Annotated in this window: 18 protein-coding genes; 9 read left to right on the top strand and 9 right to left on the bottom strand. The window is 68.9% G+C overall.

Features of this window, described 5'->3' with window-relative positions:
* Nucleotides 1–4: 4 nt before the first annotated feature.
* Both AC5P56_RS03105 and baeS read right to left on the bottom strand, forming a co-directional pair.
* Nucleotides 5–694 carry a response regulator gene (locus tag AC5P56_RS03105; RefSeq protein WP_053495844.1) on the bottom strand — a complete coding sequence of 230 codons (690 nt, stop codon included), beginning with the start codon at nt 692–694 and terminating at the stop codon, nt 5–7.
* Nucleotides 691–2082, bottom strand: coding sequence for a sensor histidine kinase efflux regulator BaeS (gene baeS, locus AC5P56_RS03100; protein ID WP_111206556.1), 1392 nt, complete (start codon nt 2080–2082; stop codon nt 691–693). The genes AC5P56_RS03105 and baeS overlap by 4 nt, the downstream gene beginning before the upstream one ends.
* A gap of 127 nt (nt 2083–2209) precedes the next feature.
* On the opposite strand from baeS, the gene smeA reads away from it, so the two are divergent.
* Genes smeA through smeC form a run of 3 tightly spaced genes read left to right on the top strand, consistent with a single transcriptional unit; the run spans nt 2210 to nt 7980 of the window.
* On the top strand, nt 2210–3406 hold the full coding sequence (gene smeA, locus AC5P56_RS03095) for a multidrug efflux RND transporter periplasmic adaptor subunit SmeA (protein WP_288496576.1): 1197 nt from the start codon (nt 2210–2212) through the stop codon (nt 3404–3406).
* 12 nt (nt 3407–3418) lie between these two features.
* Nucleotides 3419–6568 (top strand): multidrug efflux RND transporter permease subunit SmeB, encoded by a 3150-nt coding sequence (gene smeB, locus AC5P56_RS03090; protein ID WP_262093696.1) that lies wholly within the window; start codon nt 3419–3421, stop codon nt 6566–6568.
* The gene (gene smeC / locus AC5P56_RS03085; protein WP_288496578.1) at nt 6565–7980 is read left to right on the top strand and encodes a multidrug efflux transporter outer membrane subunit SmeC; all 1416 of its coding nucleotides are present in this window, start codon (nt 6565–6567) and stop codon (nt 7978–7980) included. Before smeB ends, smeC begins: the two co-directional genes overlap by 4 nt.
* Nucleotides 7981–8130: 150 nt before the next feature.
* Here the strand turns inward: smeC and mnmG are convergent, their stop codons facing one another.
* Complete coding sequence (mnmG, locus tag AC5P56_RS03080) at nt 8131–10020, bottom strand: tRNA uridine-5-carboxymethylaminomethyl(34) synthesis enzyme MnmG (protein ID WP_069117673.1); 1890 nt, start codon at nt 10018–10020, stop codon at nt 8131–8133.
* Nucleotides 10021–10567: 547 nt separating this feature from the next.
* Nucleotides 10568–11059 (bottom strand): hypothetical protein, encoded by a 492-nt coding sequence (locus AC5P56_RS03075; RefSeq protein ID WP_032957537.1) that lies wholly within the window; start codon nt 11057–11059, stop codon nt 10568–10570.
* Between the two features lie 160 nt (nt 11060–11219).
* Between AC5P56_RS03075 and AC5P56_RS03070 the strand changes: the two genes are divergently transcribed.
* Together AC5P56_RS03070 and AC5P56_RS03065 are read left to right on the top strand one after the other, a co-directional pair.
* Complete coding sequence (locus tag AC5P56_RS03070; protein WP_014648768.1) at nt 11220–12182, top strand: pyridoxal-phosphate dependent enzyme; 963 nt, start codon at nt 11220–11222, stop codon at nt 12180–12182.
* On the top strand, nt 12167–12811 hold the full coding sequence (locus AC5P56_RS03065; protein ID WP_049442020.1) for a YdcF family protein: 645 nt from the start codon (nt 12167–12169) through the stop codon (nt 12809–12811). The genes AC5P56_RS03070 and AC5P56_RS03065 overlap by 16 nt, the downstream gene beginning before the upstream one ends.
* 76 nt (nt 12812–12887) lie before the next feature.
* Here the strand turns inward: AC5P56_RS03065 and bioC are convergent, their stop codons facing one another.
* The 5 genes from bioC to bioB all read right to left on the bottom strand — a co-directional run bounded on the left by bioC (nt 12888) and on the right by bioB (nt 17726).
* Entirely contained in the window at nt 12888–13772 is an 885-nt protein-coding gene (gene bioC, locus AC5P56_RS03060) for a malonyl-ACP O-methyltransferase BioC (RefSeq protein WP_014648766.1), read from the bottom strand.
* Nucleotides 13773–13784: 12 nt separating this feature from the next.
* Entirely contained in the window at nt 13785–14564 is a 780-nt protein-coding gene (locus AC5P56_RS03055) for an SDR family oxidoreductase (RefSeq protein ID WP_014648765.1), read from the bottom strand.
* Nucleotides 14565–14593: 29 nt separating this feature from the next.
* The gene (gene bioH / locus AC5P56_RS03050) at nt 14594–15373 is read right to left on the bottom strand and encodes a pimeloyl-ACP methyl ester esterase BioH (RefSeq protein WP_288496579.1); all 780 of its coding nucleotides are present in this window, start codon (nt 15371–15373) and stop codon (nt 14594–14596) included.
* Between the two features lie 18 nt (nt 15374–15391).
* Nucleotides 15392–16615 carry an 8-amino-7-oxononanoate synthase gene (gene bioF / locus AC5P56_RS03045; protein ID WP_014648763.1) on the bottom strand — a complete coding sequence of 408 codons (1224 nt, stop codon included), beginning with the start codon at nt 16613–16615 and terminating at the stop codon, nt 15392–15394.
* A 67-nt stretch (nt 16616–16682) separates the two neighbouring features.
* Nucleotides 16683–17726 (bottom strand): biotin synthase BioB, encoded by a 1044-nt coding sequence (gene bioB / locus AC5P56_RS03040; RefSeq protein WP_241887288.1) that lies wholly within the window; start codon nt 17724–17726, stop codon nt 16683–16685.
* 160 nt (nt 17727–17886) lie between these two features.
* Here bioB and AC5P56_RS03035 point away from each other — a divergent pair, with 160 nt between their 5' ends.
* From AC5P56_RS03035 to AC5P56_RS03020, 4 genes are all read left to right on the top strand, one after another.
* Entirely contained in the window at nt 17887–18450 is a 564-nt protein-coding gene (locus AC5P56_RS03035) for a DUF3658 domain-containing protein (RefSeq protein ID WP_241887289.1), read from the top strand.
* Between the two features lie 115 nt (nt 18451–18565).
* Nucleotides 18566–19126: an HAD family hydrolase gene (locus AC5P56_RS03030; protein ID WP_197574976.1), complete on the top strand. Its 561-nt coding sequence runs from the start codon at nt 18566–18568 to the stop codon at nt 19124–19126.
* Between the two features lie 123 nt (nt 19127–19249).
* Nucleotides 19250–20590 (top strand): chloride channel protein, encoded by a 1341-nt coding sequence (locus tag AC5P56_RS03025; protein ID WP_014648760.1) that lies wholly within the window; start codon nt 19250–19252, stop codon nt 20588–20590.
* A 93-nt stretch (nt 20591–20683) separates the two neighbouring features.
* A complete protein-coding gene (locus AC5P56_RS03020; protein WP_126411480.1) occupies nt 20684–21379 on the top strand; it encodes a ComF family protein in 696 nt (231 codons plus the stop codon).
* Nucleotides 21380–21437: the final 58 nt, after the last annotated feature.

The following is a 21437-nucleotide window of genomic DNA, read 5'->3' as shown; positions in this document are numbered from 1 at the left end:
CCGGCTAGGGTTCGTAGCTGTAGCCCATGCCGTACACCGAACGGATCGGTTCGCCTTCCATGCCGGCGTCGGCCAGCTTGCGGCGCAGGTTGCGCACATGGCTGTCGACGGTGCGGTCGACCACCACGCGGTGGTCCAGGTAGAGGCGGTCGAGCAGCTCATCGCGCGCCCAGATCCGGCCGGGCGTGGCCAGCAGGGTGCGCAGCAGGCGGTATTCCACCGGCGTCAGGTCCAGGCCCTTGCCGTTCCAGGTGGCGCGTGCCGCCGGTTCGTCGATATGCAGGCCGCTGTTGGCGCGTGCAGCGGGGTCCGGGCGGTAACGGCGCAGCACCGCCACCACCCGCGCGACCACTTCGCGCGGACTGAACGGCTTGCAGATGTAGTCGTCGGCACCGATGTCCAGGCCCAGCAGGCGGTCGATCTCTTCCGCCCGCGCGGTGACCATGATCACCGGTACGTCGCTGCCGGCGCGCAGTTCGCGGCACAGGTCCACGCCATCGCGTTGCGGCAGCATCAGGTCCAGCAGCACCAGGTCGGGCTGGTAGCGGGCGAACGCGTCGATCACCTGGCCGCCATCGTCCACCCATTCGCTGGTCATGCCGGCGGCGGCCAGGTAGTCGCGCAGCACCGAGGCCAGGCGTGGCTCATCCTCGACGATCAGGATCTTCGCGGACGCGGCGGGGGACAGGCTCATGCGGACTCCGGCAGGGTGACGACCACGCGCAGCCCGCCCAGCGGCGAGGGCTCGGCGTGGATATGGCCGTGGTGGGCGAGGATGATGTTGTGGCTGATGGCCAGGCCCAGCCCGCTGCCGCCGCTGGCGCGGTTGCGCGAACTCTCCACCCGGTAGAAGCGCTCGAACAGCAGCGCACACTTGTCGGCCGGTACGCCCGGCGCGGTGTCTTCCACGATCAGCTGCACGCCGGCAGGCACGCGCGCAGCCTGCACGCGCACGCGGCCGCCGCCATGGGTATAGCGCAGCGCGTTTTCCAGCAGGTTGGCCAGCACCTGCTGCAGGCGGCGCTCGTCACCGGACACCTGCAGCGGTGTGGCGGGCAGCGCTTCTTCCAGTGCCAGCCCCGCCGTGGAGAAGCGCACGCGCATGCCATTGAGCTCGCTACGCACCAGCGCCACCAGGTCCAGCGGGGCGAAGCGGTAGGCCAGACCGCCGGACTGGGTCATCGACAGGTCGTGCAGGTCGTCGATCAGCTTGCCCAGCTGGCGGATCTCGCCCTGCAGGGCACCCAGGTTGGCGCGGTCCAGCGGGCGGATACCATCCTCGATCGCCTCCAGTTCGGCGCGCACCACCGCCAGCGGCGTGCGCAGTTCGTGCGAGATGTCGGCAATGAAGGCGCGGCGGTTGCGCTCGGTGTCGTCCAGCGCCTGCGCCATCCGGTTGAAGTCGTTGACCAGTGCATCCAGCTCGTCATCGCTGGTGCGCTCGATGCGGGTGGCGTAGTCGCCGGCGGCGAGCCGGTGGGTGGCGGCGGCCAGCTTGGCCAGGCGCTGGCGCAGCGCGCGCGACACCAGCCAGGCCAGCACTACGGTCACCAGCAGCAGCGAGATGCCGATCACCCACCATGCGCGCATCTGGGTGTTGTAGAAATTCAGGTCGTTGGTGGCGATGACGGTCTGGAACGGCACCATGCCCAGCCAGCCGACGGTGTGTCCGTCCACCTGCACACTGTGCGGCTCGTCGTCGCTGATCGCGTCCGGGTTGCCGGCCACGAACCGATGCTGCGCATCGAACAGGCCCAGCCGCGAGGGAACGCCGGTCTGGTCGGACAGCGGCGGCACGGGCCCCTCGTGCCCATGGCCCAGGTCCGGGCGCAGCAGCCGCGCCCAGCGGTCACTGTCACCGCGCAGATGCTCCCAGCCGCCGTGCGTGCGGTACTCGCGCTGCAGGTGTGGCATCACGCGCTGCATGCGCAGGTCGCCCTGGTCGTTGAGGTAGTCCAGGAAGCCGGTCTGGAACGCCACGCGGCTGGCAATGCCGTTTACTGCCAGCACCAGCAGGCAGGCGGTGAAGATCGCGAGGAAGGTCTTCGCGGTCAGGCCGAATTTGAATCGAATCTTCGCCATCGCCGGGCCATTAGCGGCGCATGCGGCGCCGAAAGCAAGCGCCCGCTGAGCCGGTCGCACAATCTCCATATTCTCTGCACACTTTCACGGCAGCGTGCACGGGTCAACGAAAGGCCCCACGCCCCCCATGTCACTCCTGCGTCCGCTGTTCCGCTCCCCCCGTGCGTTGATGTTGCCCCTGCTGCTGGCCCTGGCGGCCTGCTCGGCGGGCAGGACCGAGGCCCCGGCCACCCCCGAAGTCGGCGTCATCACCGCCCGCGCGCAACCGCTGGCACTGCAGCAGACCCTGCCCGGCCGGGCGGCGCCGTTCGAGGTGTCCGAGGTGCGGCCGCAGATCGGTGGGCTTATCCGCCAGCGGTTGTTCACCGAAGGCCAGCAGGTCAAGGCCGGCCAGCTGCTGTACCAGGTCGATCCGGCGCCGTACCAGGCCGCCTTCGATACCGCGCGTGGCCAGCTGGCGCAGGCCGAGGCCGCTGTGCTGTCGGCGCAGCCGAAGGCCGAGCGCACCCGCACGCTGCTGGGCATGGACGCGGCCAGCAAGCAGGACGCCGACGATGCCACCTCGGCACTGAAGCAGGCCCAGGCCAACGTGATTGCCGCGCGCGCGGCATTGCAGGCCGCCCGCATCAACCTGGACTACACCCGGGTGACCGCACCGATCGACGGCCGCATCGGTACCTCCAGCGTCACCGCCGGCGCGCTGGTCGCCGCCGGCCAGGATGCGGCGCTGGCGACCATTCAACGGCTGGACCCGGTCTATCTGGATGTGACCCAGTCCAGCACGCAGATGCTGGCGCTGCGCAAGCAGCTCGACGCCGGCCTGGTGAAAGCCATCGATGGCAAGGCCCAGGTGAAGGTGCTGCTGGAGGACGGCAGCACCTATGCCCATGAGGGCACGCTGGAGTTCGTCGGCAGCGCAGTCGATCCAGGCACCGGCAACGTGGTGCTGCGCGCGGTCATTCCGAACCCGGAGGGCCTGCTTCTGCCGGGCATGTACCTGAAGGCGGTGTTGCCGATGGCCACCGATGCGCGTGCCCTGCTGGTGCCGCAGAAGGCGGTGCTGCGCAATGAACGTGGCGAGCCGCTGCTGCGCCTGCTCGACGCAAAGGATCGCGTGGTCGAGCGGCGGGTCAGTACCGGCCAGGTGGTGGGCAACCAGTGGCAGATCACGCAGGGCCTGAAGGCTGGCGAGCGGGTGATCGTCAGCAACGGCAGTGCGGTAGCGCTGGGCCAGCAGGTGAAGGCGGTGGCGGCCACCACGGCGCAGCTGGCGGCGATGCCGGCGGTCGACCCGAACGGCAACACCGACGAAAAGTCGCACTGAGGCCTGCCGCGCATGGTTCGTTTCTTCATCGACCGGCCGATCTTTGCCTGGGTGATCGCCATCGCGGTCAGCCTGCTCGGCCTGCTCGCGATCCTGATCCTGCCGGTGGACCGCTACCCGCAGATCGCCCCGCCCACCATCACCATCCGCGCCACCTACACCGGCGCCTCGTCGCAGACCGTGGAAAACGCGGTCACCCAGGTCATCGAGCAGTCCCAGCAGAGCCTGGACCACCTGATGTACATGACCTCGACCAGTGCTTCCGATGGCTCGGCGCAGGTCAACCTGGTGTTCGCCACCGGCACCAACCCGGACACCGCGCAGGTGCAGGTGCAGAACCAGCTGCAGGCCGCGATGGCGACGCTGCCGCAGGCGGTGCAGCAGAACGGCCTGACCATCACCAAGTCCAGCGGTTCGATCTTCGAGGTGCTGTCGTTCACCAGCGAAGACGGCAGCATGGACAACTTCGATGTCGCCAACTTCATGGAAGCGCGCATCGACGACCAGATCAGCCGCGTCAGCGGTGTCGGCAACATCCAGCCGATCGGCCAGGAATACGCCATGCGGATCTGGCTGGACCCGGAAAAGATGCGCCAGTACGCGCTGATGCCGTCGGACATCGAGACCGCACTGCAGGCGCAGAACACCGACGTGTCGGCCGGTGAACTCGGTGGCCAGCCGGCGCTGAAGGGCCAGCAGCTGGACGCGACCGTGACCGCGCGCAGCCGCCTGCACACGCCCGAGCAGTTCGCGCAGGTGGTGCTCAAGGCCGATGCCAATGGCAGCGTGGTGCACCTGGGCGACGTGGCGACGATCGGCCTGGGCCCGGAAAGCTATGACAGCATCAGCACGTTCAACGGCAAGCCGTCGGCCTCGCTGGGCATCGAGCTCAACGCCGGTGCCAACGCCATCGCCGTCTCCAAGGCCGTCGAGGCACGGCTGCAGCAGCTGCAGAAGTACTGGCCGCATGGCTACACCTACCACGTGGCGTTCACCACCACGCCGTTCGTGACCATCTCGCTGAAGGAAGTGGTGATCACCCTGATCGAGGCGATCGCGCTGGTCGTGCTGGTGATGTACCTGTTCCTGCAGAACTGGCGGGCCACGCTGGTCCCGACCATCGCGGTGCCGGTGGTGCTGCTGGGCACCTTCGGCGTGCTGGCCGCCTTCGGCTATTCGATCAATACGCTGACCATGTTCGCGCTGGTGCTGGCCATCGGCCTGCTGGTGGACGACGCCATCGTGGTGGTGGAGAACGTGGAGCGGGTGATGACCTTCGAAGGGCTGGCACCGAAGCCAGCCACGTTGAAGGCGATGGGCCAGATCACCGGCGCGCTGGTCGGCATCGTGCTGGTGCTGACCGCGGTGTTCCTGCCGATGGCGTTCTTCAGCGGTGTCACCGGCGTGATCTATCGCCAGTTCTCGGTGACGATCGCCGCTGCGATGATCCTGTCGGTGCTGGTGGCGATGACCATCACCCCGGCGCTGTGCGGCAGCATCCTGCACCAGATTCCCAAGGGCGGCCATCCGCATGGCGACCACGCTGGCGAGCCGGGCCTGCTGGGCAAGTTCTTCATCTGGTTCAACCATCGCTTCGAGCGCACCTCCAACCGACTGCGCCATCGCGTCGACCGCTTCCTCGGCCGGCGCACGCTGGGCGTACTGTTCTACCTGGTGCTGAGCGTGGCCACCGGCCTGTTGTTGTGGCACCTGCCGGGCGCGTTCCTGCCCGATGAAGACCAGGGCATGCTCAACGCGCTGGTGAAGCTGCCCGCCGGGTCCACCCTGGAGCAGACCCGTGCCGTGATGGATCGCCTGAGCGCCGCCGCGGTGAAGGACGACAGCGTACTGTCAATCCAGGCCACCGCAGGTTTCAGTGTCAGCGGCAGTGGCCAGAACGTCGGCCAGGCCTTCATCCGGCTCAAGGATTGGGACGACCGCAAGGACGATGCCGATACCATCGCCGCGCGCTTGACCGCGGCCATGGCCAGCGTGCCCGATGCGCAGGTGTTCATCACCTCGCCACCGGCCATCCTCGGCCTCGGCGATGCCGGTGGCTTCACCCTGGAACTGCAGGACGAAGGCGGTGCCGGCCATGCCGCCGCCGTGGCCGCGCGCAACACGCTGCTGAAGGACGCTGCCAAGGATCCGAAGCTGGTCAACGTGCGCTACGCCAGCCTGGAAGACGCGCCGGTGTACGCGGTGAAGGTGGACGACGCCAAGGCGCAGGCGATGGGCGTCAATCCGCAGGACATCAATGACACCTTGAACGCCGCGCTGGGTGGCGACTTCGTCAACAACTTCATCTACAAGGGCCGCATCAAGAAGGTGTTCATCCAGGGCACGGCCGAAGCCCGCATGCAGCCGCAGGACATCGAGCGCTGGAGCGTGCGCAACCAGGCCGGGCAGATGGTACCGCTGTCGTCGCTGGTCAGCGCGCACTGGACCAGTGCGCCGGCCGCGCTGCAGCGCTACAACGGCGTCTCGGCGATGGAGATCACCGGCCAGCCGGCACCGGGCGTCAGTTCCGGCGAGGCGATGGCCGAGATCGCACGTCTGGCCGGCACGCTGCCGGAAGGCTTCAGCCATGCCTGGTCGGACATGGCCTACCAGGAACAGCTGTCGGGGAACCAGGCGCCGATGCTGTATGCCATCTCGCTGCTGTTCGTGTTCCTGTGCCTGGCCGCGCTGTATGAAAGCTGGGCGGTACCGTTCGCGGTGATGCTGGCAGTGCCGGTGGGCGTGTTCGGCGCCGTGCTGATGATGAACCTGCGTGGCCTCAACAACGACGTGTACTTCCAGGTCGGCCTGCTGACCACGATTGGCCTGGCAGCGAAGAACGGCATCCTGATCGTCGAGTTCGCGCGCATCCTCGAGCAGCAGGGCAGGAGCACCCGCGACGCGATCCTGCAGGCGGTCTACCTGCGGCTGCGCCCGATCGTGATGACCTCGCTGGCATTCCTGATGGGTGTGCTGCCGCTGGTGTTCGCCACCGGCGCCGGTTCGGCCGCGCGCCGTTCGCTGGGTACCGGCGTGGCCGGCGGTACGGTCGCCTCGATGGTGCTGGGCATGTTCTTCGTGCCGTTGTTCTACCTGCTGGTGCGCCGCCTGTTCCCGGGCCGCGCGCCGGCCGACGCCACTGCCCCGGAGGCACGCCCATGAAGCCGATGCTGCTGCGCGCCCTGGCGGCCGCAACGATGACCACCGTGCTGGGCGGCTGCGTGAGCATGGCCCCGCACTACCAGCGCCCCGAGGCGCCGGTGCCGGCACAGTTCGCCAATGCCGCCACCGGCGAGACCGGGCCAGCACTGGCGATGCCGGCCTGGCGCGAGGTGTTCCTGGAGCCGCGCCTGCAGCAGGTCATCGCGCTGGCACTGCAGAACAACCGCGACCTGCGCGTGGCGGTGCTGCAGGTGGAGAAGGAACGCGCGCAGTACCGCATCCAGCGCGCGGCGCTGCTGCCGTCGGTGGATGCCAGCGGCAGCGTGACCCGTTCGCGGGTGAGTGATGCCAACAGCGAGATCGGCGTCAGCCAGGTGACCGAATCCGATGCCGTGCAGGTGGGCTTCAGCAGCTGGGAACTGGACCTGTTCGGGCGCATCCGCAGCCTGAAGAACGAGGCGCTGCAGAACTGGCTGGCCAGTGCCGAGAACCAGCGTGCGGCGCGCACCAGCCTGGTCGCCGAAGTGGCCAAGGCTTGGCTGGCGCTGGCGGCCGACGAGCAGTCGCTGGCGTTCACCCGGCAGACGCTGGACAGTCAGCAGCAGACCCTGCAGCGCACCGAGGCCCGCCATGCACAAGGCCTGGCCTCGGGCCTGGACCTGTCGCAGGTGCAGACCAGTGTGGACGCCGCGCGCGCTGCGCTGGCCAGGCTGCAGACCCAGCAGGCGCAGGATCGTGATGCGCTGCAGTTACTGGTGGGTGCTCCGCTGGACGCGGCATTGCTGCCCAGCGCACAGGCACTGGACGGCACCGTGGCGCTGGCGCCGTTGCCTTCCAACCTGCCCTCGAGCGTGCTGCTGCAGCGTCCGGACGTGCTGTCCGCCGAACACGCGTTGCAGGCGGCCAACGCCGATATCGGCGCCGCGCGCGCCGCGTTCTTCCCGACGCTGACGCTGACTGCCAACTACGGCCACAGCTCCACCGCGTTGTCGACGCTGTTCTCGGCCGGCACCCGCGGCTGGTCGTTCGCGCCCAGCATCACGGCGCCGATCTTCCACGCCGGTGCGTTGAAGGCCTCACTGGATGCCTCGAAGATTGGCAAGGACATCGGCATCGCGCAGTACGAGAAGGCGATCCAGCAGGCCTTCAGTGAAGTGGCCGATGCCCTGGCCACGCGCGATGACCTGGGCGCGCAGATGGAGGCACAACGGGCACTGGTCGCCGCCAGCCAGCGCAGCTACACGCTGGCCGAGGCGCGCTATCGCACCGGGCTGGACGGCTATCTGCAGGCGCTGGATGCGCAGCGCAGCCTGTTTGCCGCGCAGCAGGACCTGATCGCGCTGCAGCAGCAGGAAGCGGGAAACCGGGTGACGCTGTTCAAGGTGCTGGGCGGTGGCGCAGACGCACGGTAACGCGCCCTGCTCTGGTAGGTGCCGACCTTGGTCGGCACGGAAGCATGGAGTGTCGCGATCTGATGATTCGTGCCGACCAAGGTCGGCACCCACCAAGGCAGATTCATGTGCCGACTCAAGTCGGCACCCACCAGAAGCGGACGGTGCTGCCTACGCCACGCGGCCCCGGCGTGCACGCTCCAGGTGCACCAGCAGCAGCGAGATTGCCGCCGGGGTCATGCCCGGGATGCGCTGCGCCTGGCCGATGGTCTGTGGGCGCACGCGCTCCAGCTTCTGCAGGGCTTCGGCCGACAGCCCGCGCACCGTGGCGTAGTCGAAGGCTTCAGCGATCGGCGTGGCTTCATGCCGCTGCTGGCGCTCGATCTCCTCGCGCTGGCGGTCCAGGTAGCCGGCGTACTTCACGCCGATCTCCACCTGCTCGGCCACCTTGGCGTCGGCCACGGCCGGGCCCAGCGACGGCACCTGCATCAGCTGCGCGTAATCCAGCTCGGGGCGCTTGATCAGGTCCAGCACGTTGGTTTCGCGGCTGACCGCCACGCCCAGCGTGTCCTGCACTTCGCGGCCCAGCGCATTGGCCGGGGTCGCCCACAGCGCGCCCAGGCGCGCGCGCTCGGCGGCGACGGCGGCCTGCTTGGTCTCGAACGCGCTCCAGCGCTGGTCATCCACCAGGCCCATCTCGCGGCCGGCCGGGGTCAGGCGCTGGTCGGCGTTGTCCTCGCGCAGCTGCAGGCGGTATTCGGCGCGGCTGGTGAACATGCGGTACGGCTCGTTGGTACCGTGGGTGATCAGGTCATCCACCAGCACGCCCAGGTAGGCCTCGTCGCGACGCGGGCACCAGCCGTCCAGCCCACGCACCTGGCGTGCGGCGTTGAGGCCGGCCAGCAGGCCCTGCGCGGCGGCTTCTTCATAGCCGGTGGTGCCGTTGATCTGGCCGGCGAAGAACAGGCCGTTGACCAGCTTGGTTTCCAGCGAAGCCTTCAACCCGCGTGGATCGAAGAAGTCGTACTCGATCGCGTAGCCGGGGCGGGTGATGTGCGCGTTGCCGAAGCCGCGGATGCTGCGCACCATCTCCAGCTGCACGTCGAACGGCAGCGAGGTGGAGATGCCGTTGGGGTAGATCTCGACGATGCCCAGGCCTTCGGGTTCGACGAAGATCTGGTGGCTGGCCTTCTCGGCGAAGCGCACCACCTTGTCCTCGATGGACGGGCAGTAGCGCGGGCCGATGCCTTCGATCTGGCCGCTGTACAGCGGCGAGCGGTGCAGCGCGTCGCGGATGATCTGGTGGGTCTGTTCGGTGGTGTGGGTGATCCAGCAGCTGACCTGCTGCGGATGCTCGTCCACCGAACCCAGGAAGGACATCACCGGGCGCGGCGAATCGCCGGGCTGCTCGTCCATCACGCTGTAGTCCAGCGAGCGGCCGTCGATGCGCGGTGGCGTGCCGGTCTTCAGGCGGTCCACCTGGAACGGGCGCTCGCGCAGGCGCGCCGCCAGCGTGGTGGCCGGCGGGTCGCCCATGCGGCCGGCGGCGTACTGGGTCGGGCCGACATGGATCTTGCCGGCCAGGAAGGTGCCGGCGGTCAGCACCACGGCCTCGGCATCGAAGCGCAGGCCGGTCTGGGTGATGACCCCGCGCACGGCGTCGCCGTCGATGACCAGGTCATCGACGGCCGCCTGGAACACGGTCAGGTTGGCCTGGCCTTCAACGATGGCGCGGATCGCCATGCGGTACAGGTTGCGGTCGGCCTGGCAGCGGGTGGCGCGCACGGCCGGGCCCTTGGAGGCATTGAGGGTGCGCCACTGGATGCCGGCACGGTCGGCGGCATGCGCCATCGCACCGCCCAGGGCGTCGATTTCCTTGACCAGGTGGCCCTTGCCGATGCCTCCGATGGCCGGGTTGCAGCTCATCGCGCCCACCGTTTCGATGTTGTGGGTCAGCAGCAGGGTGCGCACGCCGGTACGGGCCGCGGCCAGCGCGGCTTCGGTGCCGGCGTGGCCACCGCCGATGACGATGACGTCGTAACGATGGAAGGACGGGTTCATGGGGCTGTTCAGCTGGGGGCAGGCGCGGCCGGGGCGGCGCCGGGGTGGCGATTTTAGCGCCATTCGGGGCCGCGGCGTCGGTGCCGGCCGGCCGGCGTCGAAATCAGCCCTAAAGTTGGCAGGATTATTGCAGATAACCCAATAGCACCCACCGTGGCTGGCGCCGCAGGCGCCCGTGACCGGAATTGGAACAGGGGCCGGTACAGGCGCACGGTGGGGGAGCAGAGGGCCGGCAGTCGGGGGACTGTCCGGCCCTGTTTTTTTGGGATTGCCGGGAAAGGCCCGACCACGCATGGCGTGGATCTACCGACGCTGGGGCTCTCTCCGGTTGGCGACCCGGCAAAACAGACGGCCCCGCAGTGCGGGGCCGTCTGTCTTCAGAGGTGCCGACATCCGACAGGGCCGGAACAGGGGGGATCCAGATGTTCCTGTCGGATATCGACGTAGAGATTTTTGCGGCGGCCCGTCTCGCTTTTTGTCACTTTGTGACGCGGGCCGTCACCGGTTCCGTAGAGTGCAACCTGGACCGGGTGAAATGCAAGACGGTTCAGCGCTCAACTGTGCGCTGCGTCCCACGATCCATGTTGCGCCACGGGGAACCGTTCATCCTCGGCGCGCTCGGCGCCGGGGTCGGACGGGCCGGCGGTGGCGGCGCCGACGGCTGGATGTTCGACTGCGGCGGGCGACGCATCGAGTCCATGTTCCGCCACGGCGAACCGCCGTTGTACGACGGCCGCGGCGGCGGCGGCGGACGGTTCTCGCCACCGTTGCCGGGCGGGCGCGGTGGCGGACGGTGGTTGTGCGGCGGGCGGTAGATCGGGCGCGAGTAGTACGGATTGCCATAGCCGCCGTAGTAGCCGCCATAGCCGCCGTAGTAAGGGTAGCCGTAGTTGTAGGGATAGCCGGCCGGGTAGCGGTACTCCACCGACGGCGCACCGTGGTAGTAGCTGCCGCTGCGGCCACCGCCGACATAGTCGTAGGTGGTGCAGCCGGTCAGGGCCAGCAACAGGCCACCGGCAAGCATCAGGCGCGTTTTCATGGTGGGTCCCCCCAGAGGACGGGTTGTGCAGTCAGCTTCGTGCGCAGGCGTTGAATCGGCCCTTAACTTCACTGCCCAGGATGAATGGAGGTGAAGGCCCTCATGCTGGCATGACCTGTGCCGGGGTCGCCAGCGTGGGGCCATACGTTAATCTTGCGTCATGAGCGATTCACTGTTGCCCCGTGCCGACGATGTCCTGGCTGCCGCTGCGCGGATCGCGCCGCACGCCAGCGTGACCCCGGTGCTGCGCTCGCGCACGCTTGATGCGCTGGCCGGCGCGCAGCTGGCGTTCAAGGCCGAGCACCTGCAGCGCGGCGGCGCATTCAAGTTCCGCGGGGCCTGCAACGCGGTGTGGTCGCTGGATGCCGATCGCGCCCGTGCCGGCGTGGTCACCCATTCGTCCGGCAACCACGGCGCTGCCCTGGCCCTGGCCGCGCGCACCCGTGGCATTCCCTGCCACGTGGTGGTGCCCGAAGGTGCGGTGGCGGCCAAGCTGGCCAACATCGCCCGCCACGGTGCCACGCTCTGGCGCTGCCCGCCGACCATCGCCGACCGCGAGGCCGCCTGCGCCAAAGTACAGGCCGATACCGGCGCGACCCTGGTCCATCCCTATGCGGACCCGGCGGTGATGGCCGGGCAGGGCACCGCGGCCCTGGAGCTGCTGCACAGCGACGGTCCGTTCGACGTGCTGGTAGTCCCAGTCGGAGGGGGCGGCCTGGCCAGCGGTACCGCCCGGGCCCTGCAGTTCGCCAGTCCCCAGACCCGGCTGGTGCTGGCCGAACCGGCCGGTGCCGACGACACCGCGCGCTCGCTGGCCGCAGGCGAGCGCCAGGGCGCGTTCACCCCTGACACCATCTGCGACGGCCTGCGTACCCTGATCGGCGCCCCCAACTTCGCGCTGCTGCGCGCGGCCGGCGTCGAGGTGATCGTGGTCGACGACGCCGCCACCATGGCCGCGATGCGCCTGCTGTGGGAGGTGCTCAAGCAGGTGGTCGAGCCGTCCTCGGCCACCGTGCTGGCCGCGGTACTGGCACAGCCGCAGCGGTTCGCCGGCCTGCGGGTGGGCCTGGTGCTGTCCGGTGGCAATGTCGACCTGCCCGCGCTGCGTTGGGGGGCGCCTTGAGCCGCGACGGGCACCGGCCCCGCACCGGCCTGCTGGGCTGGCTGTGGCGGCTGTTCGTGCTGCTGGTGGTCTGGCTGCTGGGCGTGACCGCCTGGATCGTCTGGGTGGGGGAGCGCGACCAGGCAGCCAAGGCCGACGCCATCATCGTGCTCGGTGCGGCGGCCTATGACGCCAAGCCGTCGCCGGTCTTTGAAGAACGCATCCGTCATGGCCTGGATCTCTATGAAGCCCAGTACGCGCCACTGCTGATCTTCACCGGCGGCTACGGTGGCACCGGCGCGCGCTTTTCCGAATCGCAGGTGGCGCGGCGCTATGCGCTCAAGCATGGCGTGCCGGACGATGCGATCCTGATCGAGACCGCCTCGCGCAACACCGTGCAGAACCTGGTCGAGGCCAAGCGGCTGATGGACCAGCGCGACCTGCACCGGGTGATCATCGTAAGCGACCCGTTGCACATGGCGCGCGCGCTGCGCCTGAGCAAGGCGCTGGGCATCGATGCGCTGGCCTCGTCCACGCCCAGCACGCGCTTCCGCAGCTTCCACACCAGCTGGCGCTTCCTGGTGCAGGAAATCTATTTCTTCCACCGCGACCTGGTGCGGCCGCCGCTGAGTTCGCCGGCCAACACCTGAGGCGGAAACCTGATTTGGGCAGACGCCCATCGTGGAATCGTGAGGTTGCCGGCCAGCGGCCGGCACGACCAGACGATCAGGTCTGCTTGCGCCGGATCGGAATCGCCGACACCGGCACCGAGGCCACGTCATGCCCGCCTTCGCGGATCGGTGCGCCCGGGTCCGGTGCCCAGGCGTGGGCGTAGATTACTTCCCAGCTGCTGGGCAGCTTGCCGTCGGCGCGTCGCATCGGTTCATACGCCGCTGCCGCCGCGGCGAAGCGGCCACGCCCGGTCAGCGTGTGGCGGCGGTCCACCCGCGCATTGGTCGCGCCCATCGCGCGCAGCTCCCGCATCAACGAGGGCAGGTCGTCGTAGGTCAGGGTGAACAGGTCGCGGTCCAGCACCGGGTCGCGGAAACCGGCCATCATCAGCGCATCGCCGAACTGGGCGATCTGCGCGAAGCGGCTCACGTGCGGGCGGTCATCGGCGGCCGCGAACGCTTCGTTGAGTTCGACCAGCGTGTCCGGGCCGAAGGTGGAGCACAGCAGCAGGCCGCCGGGCTTGAGCACGCGGCGGAAGCCGGCAAACACCGCCGGCAGGTCGTCCACCCACTGCAGGCACAGGTTGCTGAAGATCACGTCCACGCTGTTGTCGGCCAGCGGCAGCGCGGCGGCGTCGCCGCACAGGCGCTGGAACGGCTTCCACCAGCCGGCCTGGCGCTTGGCCTGATCCAGCATCGGCAGCGCCACGTCCAGCGCGATCACCTGCGCCTTCGGCCAGCGCTTCTTCATCAGCGCACTGGCGTGGCCGGTACCCGCGCCGATGTCCAGCACTACCTCGGGCTTGCGTGCCTCCAGGTAGTCCAGCGATTCCACCAGCCGCGCCTGCACCTCGCGCTGCAGGGCGGCGGCGGCGTCGTAGCTGTTGGCGGCGCGGGCGAACGCGCGGCGGACATGGCGGGCATCGAAGTGGGACGGCATTGCGAAAGTCTCTTAGAACGTACCGGGGTAGGCGCCGCCGTCGATCAGCAGGTTCTGCCCGGTGAGGTAACCGGCCTGTGCGCTGCACAGGAAGGCGCAGGCCGCGCCGAATTCATCCGCCGTGCCGAAGCGGCCGGCCGGGATCTGCTGGCGGCGGCGTTCGGCCACTTCGGCAGCATTGCCGTCCTTGCCCGCACTGTGGGCGAAGTTGGCGCGCAGGCGGTCGGTGTCGAACTGGCCGGGCAGCAGGTTGTTGATGGTGACATTGTGTGCCACGGTGCGGCGCGACAGGCCGGCGACGAAGCCGGTCAGGCCGCTGCGCGCGCCGTTGGACAGCGCCAGGATGTCGATCGGGGCCTTCACCGCCGAGGACGTGATGTTGACGATGCGGCCGAAGCCACGCGCGATCATCGCGTCCACGGTGGCGCGGATCAGCGCGATCGGCGCCAGCATGTTGGCGTCCAGTGCGGCGATCCAGTCGTCGCGCTCGAAACTGCGGAAGTCGCCCGGCGGCGGGCCACCGGCATTGGTGACCAGGATGTCCACCTGCGGGCACGCGGCGAGCGCTGCGGAGCGACCGGCCTCGGTGGTCACGTCGGCGGCGACCACGCGGACTTCGGCGGCGCCGGGCAGGGCGCGCAGCGCTTCGGCGGCGGCCTGCAGCGCAGCCTCACCACGGGCCACGATCACTACGTTGACGCCCTCGCGCACCAGCGCACGCGCGCAGCCCAGGCCCAGCCCCTTGCTTGCGCCGCAGACCAGTGCCCAGCGGCCGTTGATACCCAGATCCATGCATCAATCCTGCGGAATGAGGAAGGCGCTCATTGTCCGCCATCGGCCGGTGACAGGCCGGCAACGAAGTGTTGCAGGGCGGCGGCCACCTCGTCGGCATGGCCGAGGAAGGGCGCATGGCCGCCGTGGGCGATGGTCAGCGCCTGCGCACCGGGGGCCAGTGCCGCGGCGGCCTGCATTGCCGCCGGAGACACCAGCCGGTCACGCTGGCCGGCGATCCACAGGCTGGGCTTGGCCAGCGTCGGCAGTGCGCCACGCAGGTCGGTGCTTTCCAGCAGGCGCAGGCCTTCCAGCAGGGCGCGTTCGGTGGGTGCACCGCGCTCGACCAGGCGCTGGCGCAGCGTGCGCAGCTCCTCGCGGGCGTGTGCCGAGCCCATGACATCCAGCGCCAGGAAGCGTTCCAGGGTGCCACCGAAGTCGGTGGCCAGCTCGCCCCCGAACTGCTCGAACACCGCCGGCTCCACCGCATGCGGCCAGTCGTCGCCACGCACGAAGCGCGGCGTGGCCGCGATCATCGCCAGCCCGCGCACCTTCGGCAGTGTCGCGGCGGCGTGCAGCGCGAACAGGCCGCCCAGCGACCAGCCGCACCACACCGCAGGCGGCGTGGCCGCGGCAATGGCATTGACCACGAACGGCAGGCGCAGCGGCGTGGTGTCATCGCGGCTGTGGCCATGGCCCGGCAGATCAACCAGATGCAGGGTGAAGTGATCGGCCAGGCGTTGCACCAACGGCGCGAACACGCCGCCCTGCAGGGCCCAGCCATGGATCAGTACCAGGTCCGGCCCCTGGCCGGTGACGTCGATATGCATGGGGAAACGGCAACAGGCTCAGGCGAAGACAGGCAGCGGCGGTGGCGCGGCCTCACGCGCGGCCAGGTCGACGCGATCGCGCGCGCTGGCAATGGCTTCGACCAGGCCACGCACCTGCTCGGGGGTGTGCAGCGCGGACAGCGTGACGCGCAGGCGCGCCTTGCCTTCGGGAACCGTGGGCGGGCGGATCGCGCCGACCAGCCAACCGGCCTGTTCCAACGCCTGGGACATCGCCACGGCGCGATGGTCATCGCCACACAGCAGCGGCTGGATCGGCGTTTCCGAGGCCATCAGGTCCAGGCCATGGCGGCGGGCTTCGCCGCGGAACAGCGCGATCAGATCGGTCAGTTTCGAGCGCCGCCAGTTGTCACGGCGCGCCAGGCGCACCGCTTCCAGTGCTGCGGCGGCCAGCGCCGGCGGCATCGCAGTGGTGTAGATGTACGGGCGTGCGGTTTCGGCCAGGTGCTCGACCAGGTCGTCGCGGCCCAGCACCAGCGCGCCGGAACCGCCCAGTGCCTTGCCCAGCGTGACCAGCTGCAGCGGCACATCGTCCACGCCCAGCCCGGCGGCGGCCACGGCACCACGACCATCACCGACCACGCCCACGCCGTGCGCATCGTCCACATAGAACAGCGCCTGCTGCAGGCGTGCCACCAGCGACAATGCACGCAGCGGTGCGATGTCGCCATCCATGCTGAACACGCCGTCGGTGGCCAGCATCGCCGCGCCGTCGGGCGCGTGCTTGAGCTGGCGCATCGCGCCTTCGGCGTCGAGGTGCGGATAACGGCGCAGGCGCGCACCCGCCAGCCGCGTCGCATCGAGCAGGCTGGCGTGGTTGAGCTTGTCCTGCACGCACACATCGTTCTCTTCGCTCAGCAGCGCCTGCTGCACGGCCAGGTTGGCGGCGAAGCCACTGCCGAACAGCAGCGCCCGCGGGTAGCCCAGCCACTCCGCCACTTCGCGCTCCAGCGCCTCATGCAGGGCGTGGTGGCCGCAGACCAGATGCGAGGCGCCCGCGCCGGAGCCTTCGCGTGCGGCCGCATCCTGCAATGCGTTGACCACGCTGAACTGCTGGGCCAGGCCCAGGTAATCGTTGCTGCAGAAGCCGGTCAGCCACTGGCCGTCCACCTCCAGGCGGACGCCATCACGACGGCTGACCGTGCGCCGCGTGCGGCGACGGCCTTGGGCATCGCGCAGGGCGCGTTGGGCGTGGAGGCGGGCGGTCAGGTCGGGGCGGGCCATGGCGGCTGAATGCGGCGACGGGGCGGCTAGGGTAGCGCGTTGCCGCGGCGCCTGCTTGCGGCCCGTCTCAGGCCGCGTGAGCGCAGCCACAGGCGGGCGCATCGGCGCTGATATCAGCGTGCACGGTGCCGCCGTGGTCGTGGCCCTCGGCATCCACCTGCACCGCCATCGGCTGCAACCCCAGCCGCGCGAACAGGGCCAGGTCGCGCTCGCTCTCCGGGTTGCCGGTGGTCAGCAGCTTGTCGCCGTAGAAGATCGAGTTGGCACCGGCCACGAAGCACAGCGCCTGCAGTTCGTCGCTCATCGCCTCGCGACCGGCCGACAGCCGCACCATCGAACGCGGCATGGCGATGCGTGCCACCGCGATCATGCGCACGAACTCGAACGGATCCAGTTCGGCACTGCCATGCAGCGGCGTGCCCGCCACCTGCACCAGCTTGTTGATCGGCACCGAATCGGGATGCGCCGGCAGCGTGGCCAGCGCCAGCAGCAGGCCCACGCGCTGCGCGCGCGTCTCGCCCATGCCGACAATGCCGCCGCAGCAGGTTTTCAGACCGGCATCGCGCACGTGCGCCAGCGTGTCCAGGCGGTCCTGGTACTGGCGCGTGTGGATGATCGAATCGTAGTAGTCCGGCGCGGTGTCGAGATTGTGGTTGTAGTAGTCCAGGCCGGCGTCCTTCAGCGCACGCGCCTGCTCGCCACTGAGCATGCCCAGCGTGGCGCAGGTTTCCAGGCCCAGCGCCTTCACCCCGGCGATCATCGCCGCCACCTTCGGGATGTCGCGGTCCTTCGGCGATCGCCACGCGGCACCCATGCAGAAGCGCGATGCGCCGGCAGCCTTGGCCTGGCGTGCCTTGGCCAGCACCGCGTCGGTGTCCATCAGCTTCTGCGCGTTCACCCCGGTGCTGTAGCGCTGTGCCTGCGGGCAGTACGCGCAGTCTTCCGGGCAGCCGCCGGTCTTCACCGACAACAGCGTGGACACCTGCACCCGCGACGGGTCGAAGTGCTCGCGATGGACTGCGGCAGCGCGGAACAGCAGCGCGGGGAACGGCAGATCGAACAGCGCCTGCAGTTCGTCGTGTTGCCAGTCGTGGCGGATGGCAGCAGCCATGGCGGGACCTTGGGTACGAGTGGAGCGAGGGCGGCAGTGTGGGTGGGTTGGTGAGCCCTGTCAACTTGATTGATTCCCATGTGGTTTACATCGACTGACCGCCATGAATGGGCGCTACGGTGTAAGTTCATTGCTGCATACGGACGCGCGAGCACGTGCCATGAACAGCTACCAGCCTTACCCGATCCGCCGCGACGCGGTGCTGTGCAGCCTTGCCGAGCTGCCCGACGGCGGCCTGCGCGTGGTGCTGGATGATCTGCGCCAGTCCGACACGCCAGGGCAGTGGAAGAACCACGTCTTCGTGACCTTCAAGGACTACCCGGCAGGGCAGCTCGATCCGGCGACGTTGCCCAAGGAGGAGCTCGAGGCTTTCGGCCACTATGTGCTGGTTCGCCTGTTGGCCATCAATGGCTGCCTGCGCGATACGGACGAGCGCTCCGACAACGATGCCCATCTCACTGACCTGGCGCGGCAGAACATCGCCGCGCTGACCAGCGAGGACATCGCCTCGATCGATGAGCAGCTGTTCTCCCTCTGCGACGGGCAGTTCCGAAAGATCGCCTACATTGTGGGGATGGTCATGTCGCTGCAGCCGAAGTGCCGATCGGGAATTCCCGATGTGTTCTATGCAGGGCGTGTACGCATGCTGGTGGAACGGGGCATGTTGCAGGCGCAGGGCGACCTCACGCGGATGGGCTGTTGCGAAGTGCGCGTCCGGCAGTAGGCTTGCGCCCACCAGGACCTGGCTGGAACTGTGCTTACATCTACCTGCTGGAAGGACACATGCTGAAGTCCATCCAGAAGATGGCGGCAGCCGAGGCAATGAAAGAAGGATGCGCATGGAACCGGACACGATGCCGCAGGGCGGAAAGCTGCTGATACTCGATCTGGATGAGACGCTGGTGCATGCCAGCGAGCGTGAACTGGAGCGAGCCGCGGATTTCCGCCTCGTCGGCTACCACGTCTACCTGCGGCCCCATCTGCAGGCATTCCTCGACTATGCCTTTGCCCATTTCACGGTGGGTGTGTGGACGTCGTCCGGGCAACTGTACGCCGAACCGCTGGTGGACCGGCTGATGCCGGGGCGTCCGCTGGCGTTCCTGTGGTCCGCGCCGCGGTGCAGCACGGCCCGTGATTGGGAAACCGGCGGTTACACCTCGCAGAAGCGGCTGGGCAAGCTGAAGCGCCACGGCTTCCGTTTGGAGCAGATGATCGGTATCGATGACACGCCCGGCAAGTACGCCAGAAACTACGGAAATCTGGTCGCGGTGCGTGAGTTCACCGGTGATCCGGCTGATGACGAGCTGGCCCATCTGCAGCTGTATCTGGAGTGGCTGCGGCAGCAGCCCAACGTGCGAGCGGTGGAGAAGCGCCGGTGGCGGGAGCGCCTGCACGCATAGGTAGCTGCACAGGGCAGGTGCTATCGGCGAGCACCCGCACTCGCGCGTTTCACCGCATCCTGCAAGGCCTGCAGCCACAATAACCGCTGCCCAACGCAAGCGCTGGCGCGCAGACTGTGCCCCATGACCGATCTCCATCGCCTCCGCGGCCGCATCACCGCGCTGGTTCTCAGCGAGGCCTGGCGCCGCCGTGCCGCGCTCTGGGGCGGCGCGGTGGCCGTGGCGTTGGTGGCCATCCTGTTCGCCAAGGCCAGCGACGCGGCCTTCCATCTGTTCCAGCGCATCACCGCGCACTCGCCGTGGTGGGCCCTGCTGCTCACGCCGGGCATCTTCGCGCTGCTGGCCTGGTTGACCAGTGGCGTGCTGAAGCCCACGCGGGGCAGCGGCATTCCGCAGGTCATCGCTGCGTTGGACAAGCCCGATGAGCCATTCCGGAAGACCAATCTTTCGCCTGCGGTCTCAGCCGGCAAGCTGCTGCTGACCTCGTTGTCGCTGCTCGGCGGCGCGTCCGTCGGACGCGAAGGTCCCACGGTGCATGTGGGTGCCAGCCTGATGTACCTGTTCGGCCGCTGGTTCGGCTTCAAGGATCCTCGCGAGCTCTCGCACTTCCTGCTGGCCGGTGGTGCAGCGGGCATTGCCGCGGCGTTCAACACGCCGCTGGCTGGCATCGTATTCGCCATCGAGGAGCTCAGCGGCCGTTTCGAGCATCGCTTCTCCGGCACCCTGCTGACGGCGGTGATCGTCGGTGGCGTGGTGTCGCTGGGCCTGCTTGGCAACTACACCTACTTCGGCCATGTGAGCGCGCGGCTGCCGCTGGGGCAGGGCTGGCTGGCGATCCTGCTGTGCGGCGTGGTGGCCGGGCTGCTGGGCGGCCTGTTCGCGCGCGCGGTGCTGGCCAGTGCGGCGGGCCGCCCGCGTTGGCTGGGCCAGCTGCGCCAGCGGCATCCGGTGCTGCTGGCCGCAGGCTGCGGCCTGGCGGTGGTGGCACTGGCTTTGACGTTCGGCGACGGCGCGTTCGGCACCGGCTACGAGCAGGCGCGCAGCCTGGTGCAGGGGCAGGCGTTGGTCGGCCACGAGTTCGGGTTGATGAAGCTGCTGGCCAACCTGGCATCGTACGTGGCCGGCATACCGGGCGGCCTGTTCTCGCCCGCGTTGGCGGTCGGTGCGGGGCTGGGCCACAACCTGGCGGTGCTGATGCCGGGCGTGGATCCGCGCGCGTTCGTGCTGCTGGGCATGTGCGCGTACCTGACCGGCGTTACCCAGGCACCGCTGACCTCGGCGGTGATCTCGCTGGAGCTGACCGACAGCGGCGATCTGCTCCTGCCGATCCTGGCCACGGTGCTGATCGCGCGGGGCGTGTCCGGTCTGGTATGCCGGGTGCCGATCTATCGTGGGTTGGCGGAGGTGTTGACGGCGTCGGCCGTTGCATCAACCGGGCCTGGGCAGGGCGGACGCCTTTCCTGATCGGCAGCACCCTCTGCAGTTGCGGGCAGTCCCGACACTGCGATCGGTGCTTCGCCGATGGCCGCACATGGGCAGCGCGATGAAGCATGGGCAATGCGCATTGATCTCCTGCGTTCGGCAACCCGTGTCTCCCGCGCACTGCTGGGTGTCCTGCTGCCACTGCGCTGCCTGGTCTGCGGCGATCCGGGCCATGATGATCTCGATCTGTGCCGCGGCTGCCTCGCCGGACTGCCCTGGGCCGGTCGCGCCTGCCTGCGGTGTGCACTGCCGTTGCCGGATGAGGGCCTGATCGTCTGCGGCAGCTGCCGCGAGGAAGCACCACCGCAGACGGCCACGCACGCCAGCCTGCTGTACCTGCCGCCGGTGGACCAGCTGCTGCTGCGCTACAAGTTCCATCAGGACCTGGCGGCCGGTCGCCTGCTGGCGCAGTTGATGCAGCGCGCACCACCGCCCTGGTCCTGCCCGCCGCTGGTGCCGGTGCCGCTGCACCGCCGGCGCCTGCGCCAGCGCGGCTACAACCAGGCTGCCGAGCTCTGCCGGCTGCTGCCGTTGCCGGTCTGGCAGGGGCTGTACCGGCGGCGGCACACCGCACCGCAGTCCGAACGCACGGCCGAACAGCGCAGGGAAAACCTGTTCGATGCGTTCGATGTCCACGGGCCGGTGCCCACGCATCTGACCGTGGTCGACGACGTGATGACCACCGGCAGCACGGTGATGGAAATCGCCGAAACCCTGCGCTGCGTGGGCGCCAGAGAGGTGCGGGTATGGGTGTGCGCGCGGGTGCCGTGATCGCTCCCTTCATCGCCACGGGCTAGGATGAACCCGGTTCCGGATCGAAGGAGTGACC

It is taken from the genome of Stenotrophomonas sp. YJH_SMC_131 (assembly GCF_059367975.1).
The sequence above is the reverse complement of the archived record's forward strand: the minus strand, read 5'-3'. Positions and strand labels throughout refer to the sequence as shown.

What these genes read in the sequence shown, in the direction of transcription:
- AC5P56_RS03105 (WP_053495844.1), bottom strand. Translation starts at nt 694, where the DNA reads ATGAGCCTGTCCCCCGCCGCGTCCGCGAAGATCCTGATCGTCGAGGAT.
- baeS (WP_111206556.1), bottom strand. Translation starts at nt 2,082, where the DNA reads ATGGCGAAGATTCGATTCAAATTCGGCCTGACCGCGAAGACCTTCCTC.
- smeA (WP_288496576.1), top strand. Translation starts at nt 2,210, where the DNA reads ATGTCACTCCTGCGTCCGCTGTTCCGCTCCCCCCGTGCGTTGATGTTG.
- smeB (WP_262093696.1), top strand. Translation starts at nt 3,419, where the DNA reads ATGGTTCGTTTCTTCATCGACCGGCCGATCTTTGCCTGGGTGATCGCC.
- smeC (WP_288496578.1), top strand. Translation starts at nt 6,565, where the DNA reads ATGAAGCCGATGCTGCTGCGCGCCCTGGCGGCCGCAACGATGACCACC.
- mnmG (WP_069117673.1), bottom strand. Translation starts at nt 10,020, where the DNA reads ATGAACCCGTCCTTCCATCGTTACGACGTCATCGTCATCGGCGGTGGC.
- AC5P56_RS03075 (WP_032957537.1), bottom strand. Translation starts at nt 11,059, where the DNA reads ATGAAAACGCGCCTGATGCTTGCCGGTGGCCTGTTGCTGGCCCTGACC.
- AC5P56_RS03070 (WP_014648768.1), top strand. Translation starts at nt 11,220, where the DNA reads ATGAGCGATTCACTGTTGCCCCGTGCCGACGATGTCCTGGCTGCCGCT.
- bioC (WP_014648766.1), bottom strand. Translation starts at nt 13,772, where the DNA reads ATGCCGTCCCACTTCGATGCCCGCCATGTCCGCCGCGCGTTCGCCCGC.
- AC5P56_RS03055 (WP_014648765.1), bottom strand. Translation starts at nt 14,564, where the DNA reads ATGGATCTGGGTATCAACGGCCGCTGGGCACTGGTCTGCGGCGCAAGC.
- bioH (WP_288496579.1), bottom strand. Translation starts at nt 15,373, where the DNA reads ATGCATATCGACGTCACCGGCCAGGGGCCGGACCTGGTACTGATCCAT.
- bioF (WP_014648763.1), bottom strand. Translation starts at nt 16,615, where the DNA reads ATGGCCCGCCCCGACCTGACCGCCCGCCTCCACGCCCAACGCGCCCTG.
- bioB (WP_241887288.1), bottom strand. Translation starts at nt 17,726, where the DNA reads ATGGCTGCTGCCATCCGCCACGACTGGCAACACGACGAACTGCAGGCG.
- AC5P56_RS03035 (WP_241887289.1), top strand. Translation starts at nt 17,887, where the DNA reads ATGAACAGCTACCAGCCTTACCCGATCCGCCGCGACGCGGTGCTGTGC.
- AC5P56_RS03030 (WP_197574976.1), top strand. Translation starts at nt 18,566, where the DNA reads ATGGAACCGGACACGATGCCGCAGGGCGGAAAGCTGCTGATACTCGAT.
- AC5P56_RS03025 (WP_014648760.1), top strand. Translation starts at nt 19,250, where the DNA reads ATGACCGATCTCCATCGCCTCCGCGGCCGCATCACCGCGCTGGTTCTC.
- AC5P56_RS03020 (WP_126411480.1), top strand. Translation starts at nt 20,684, where the DNA reads ATGCGCATTGATCTCCTGCGTTCGGCAACCCGTGTCTCCCGCGCACTG.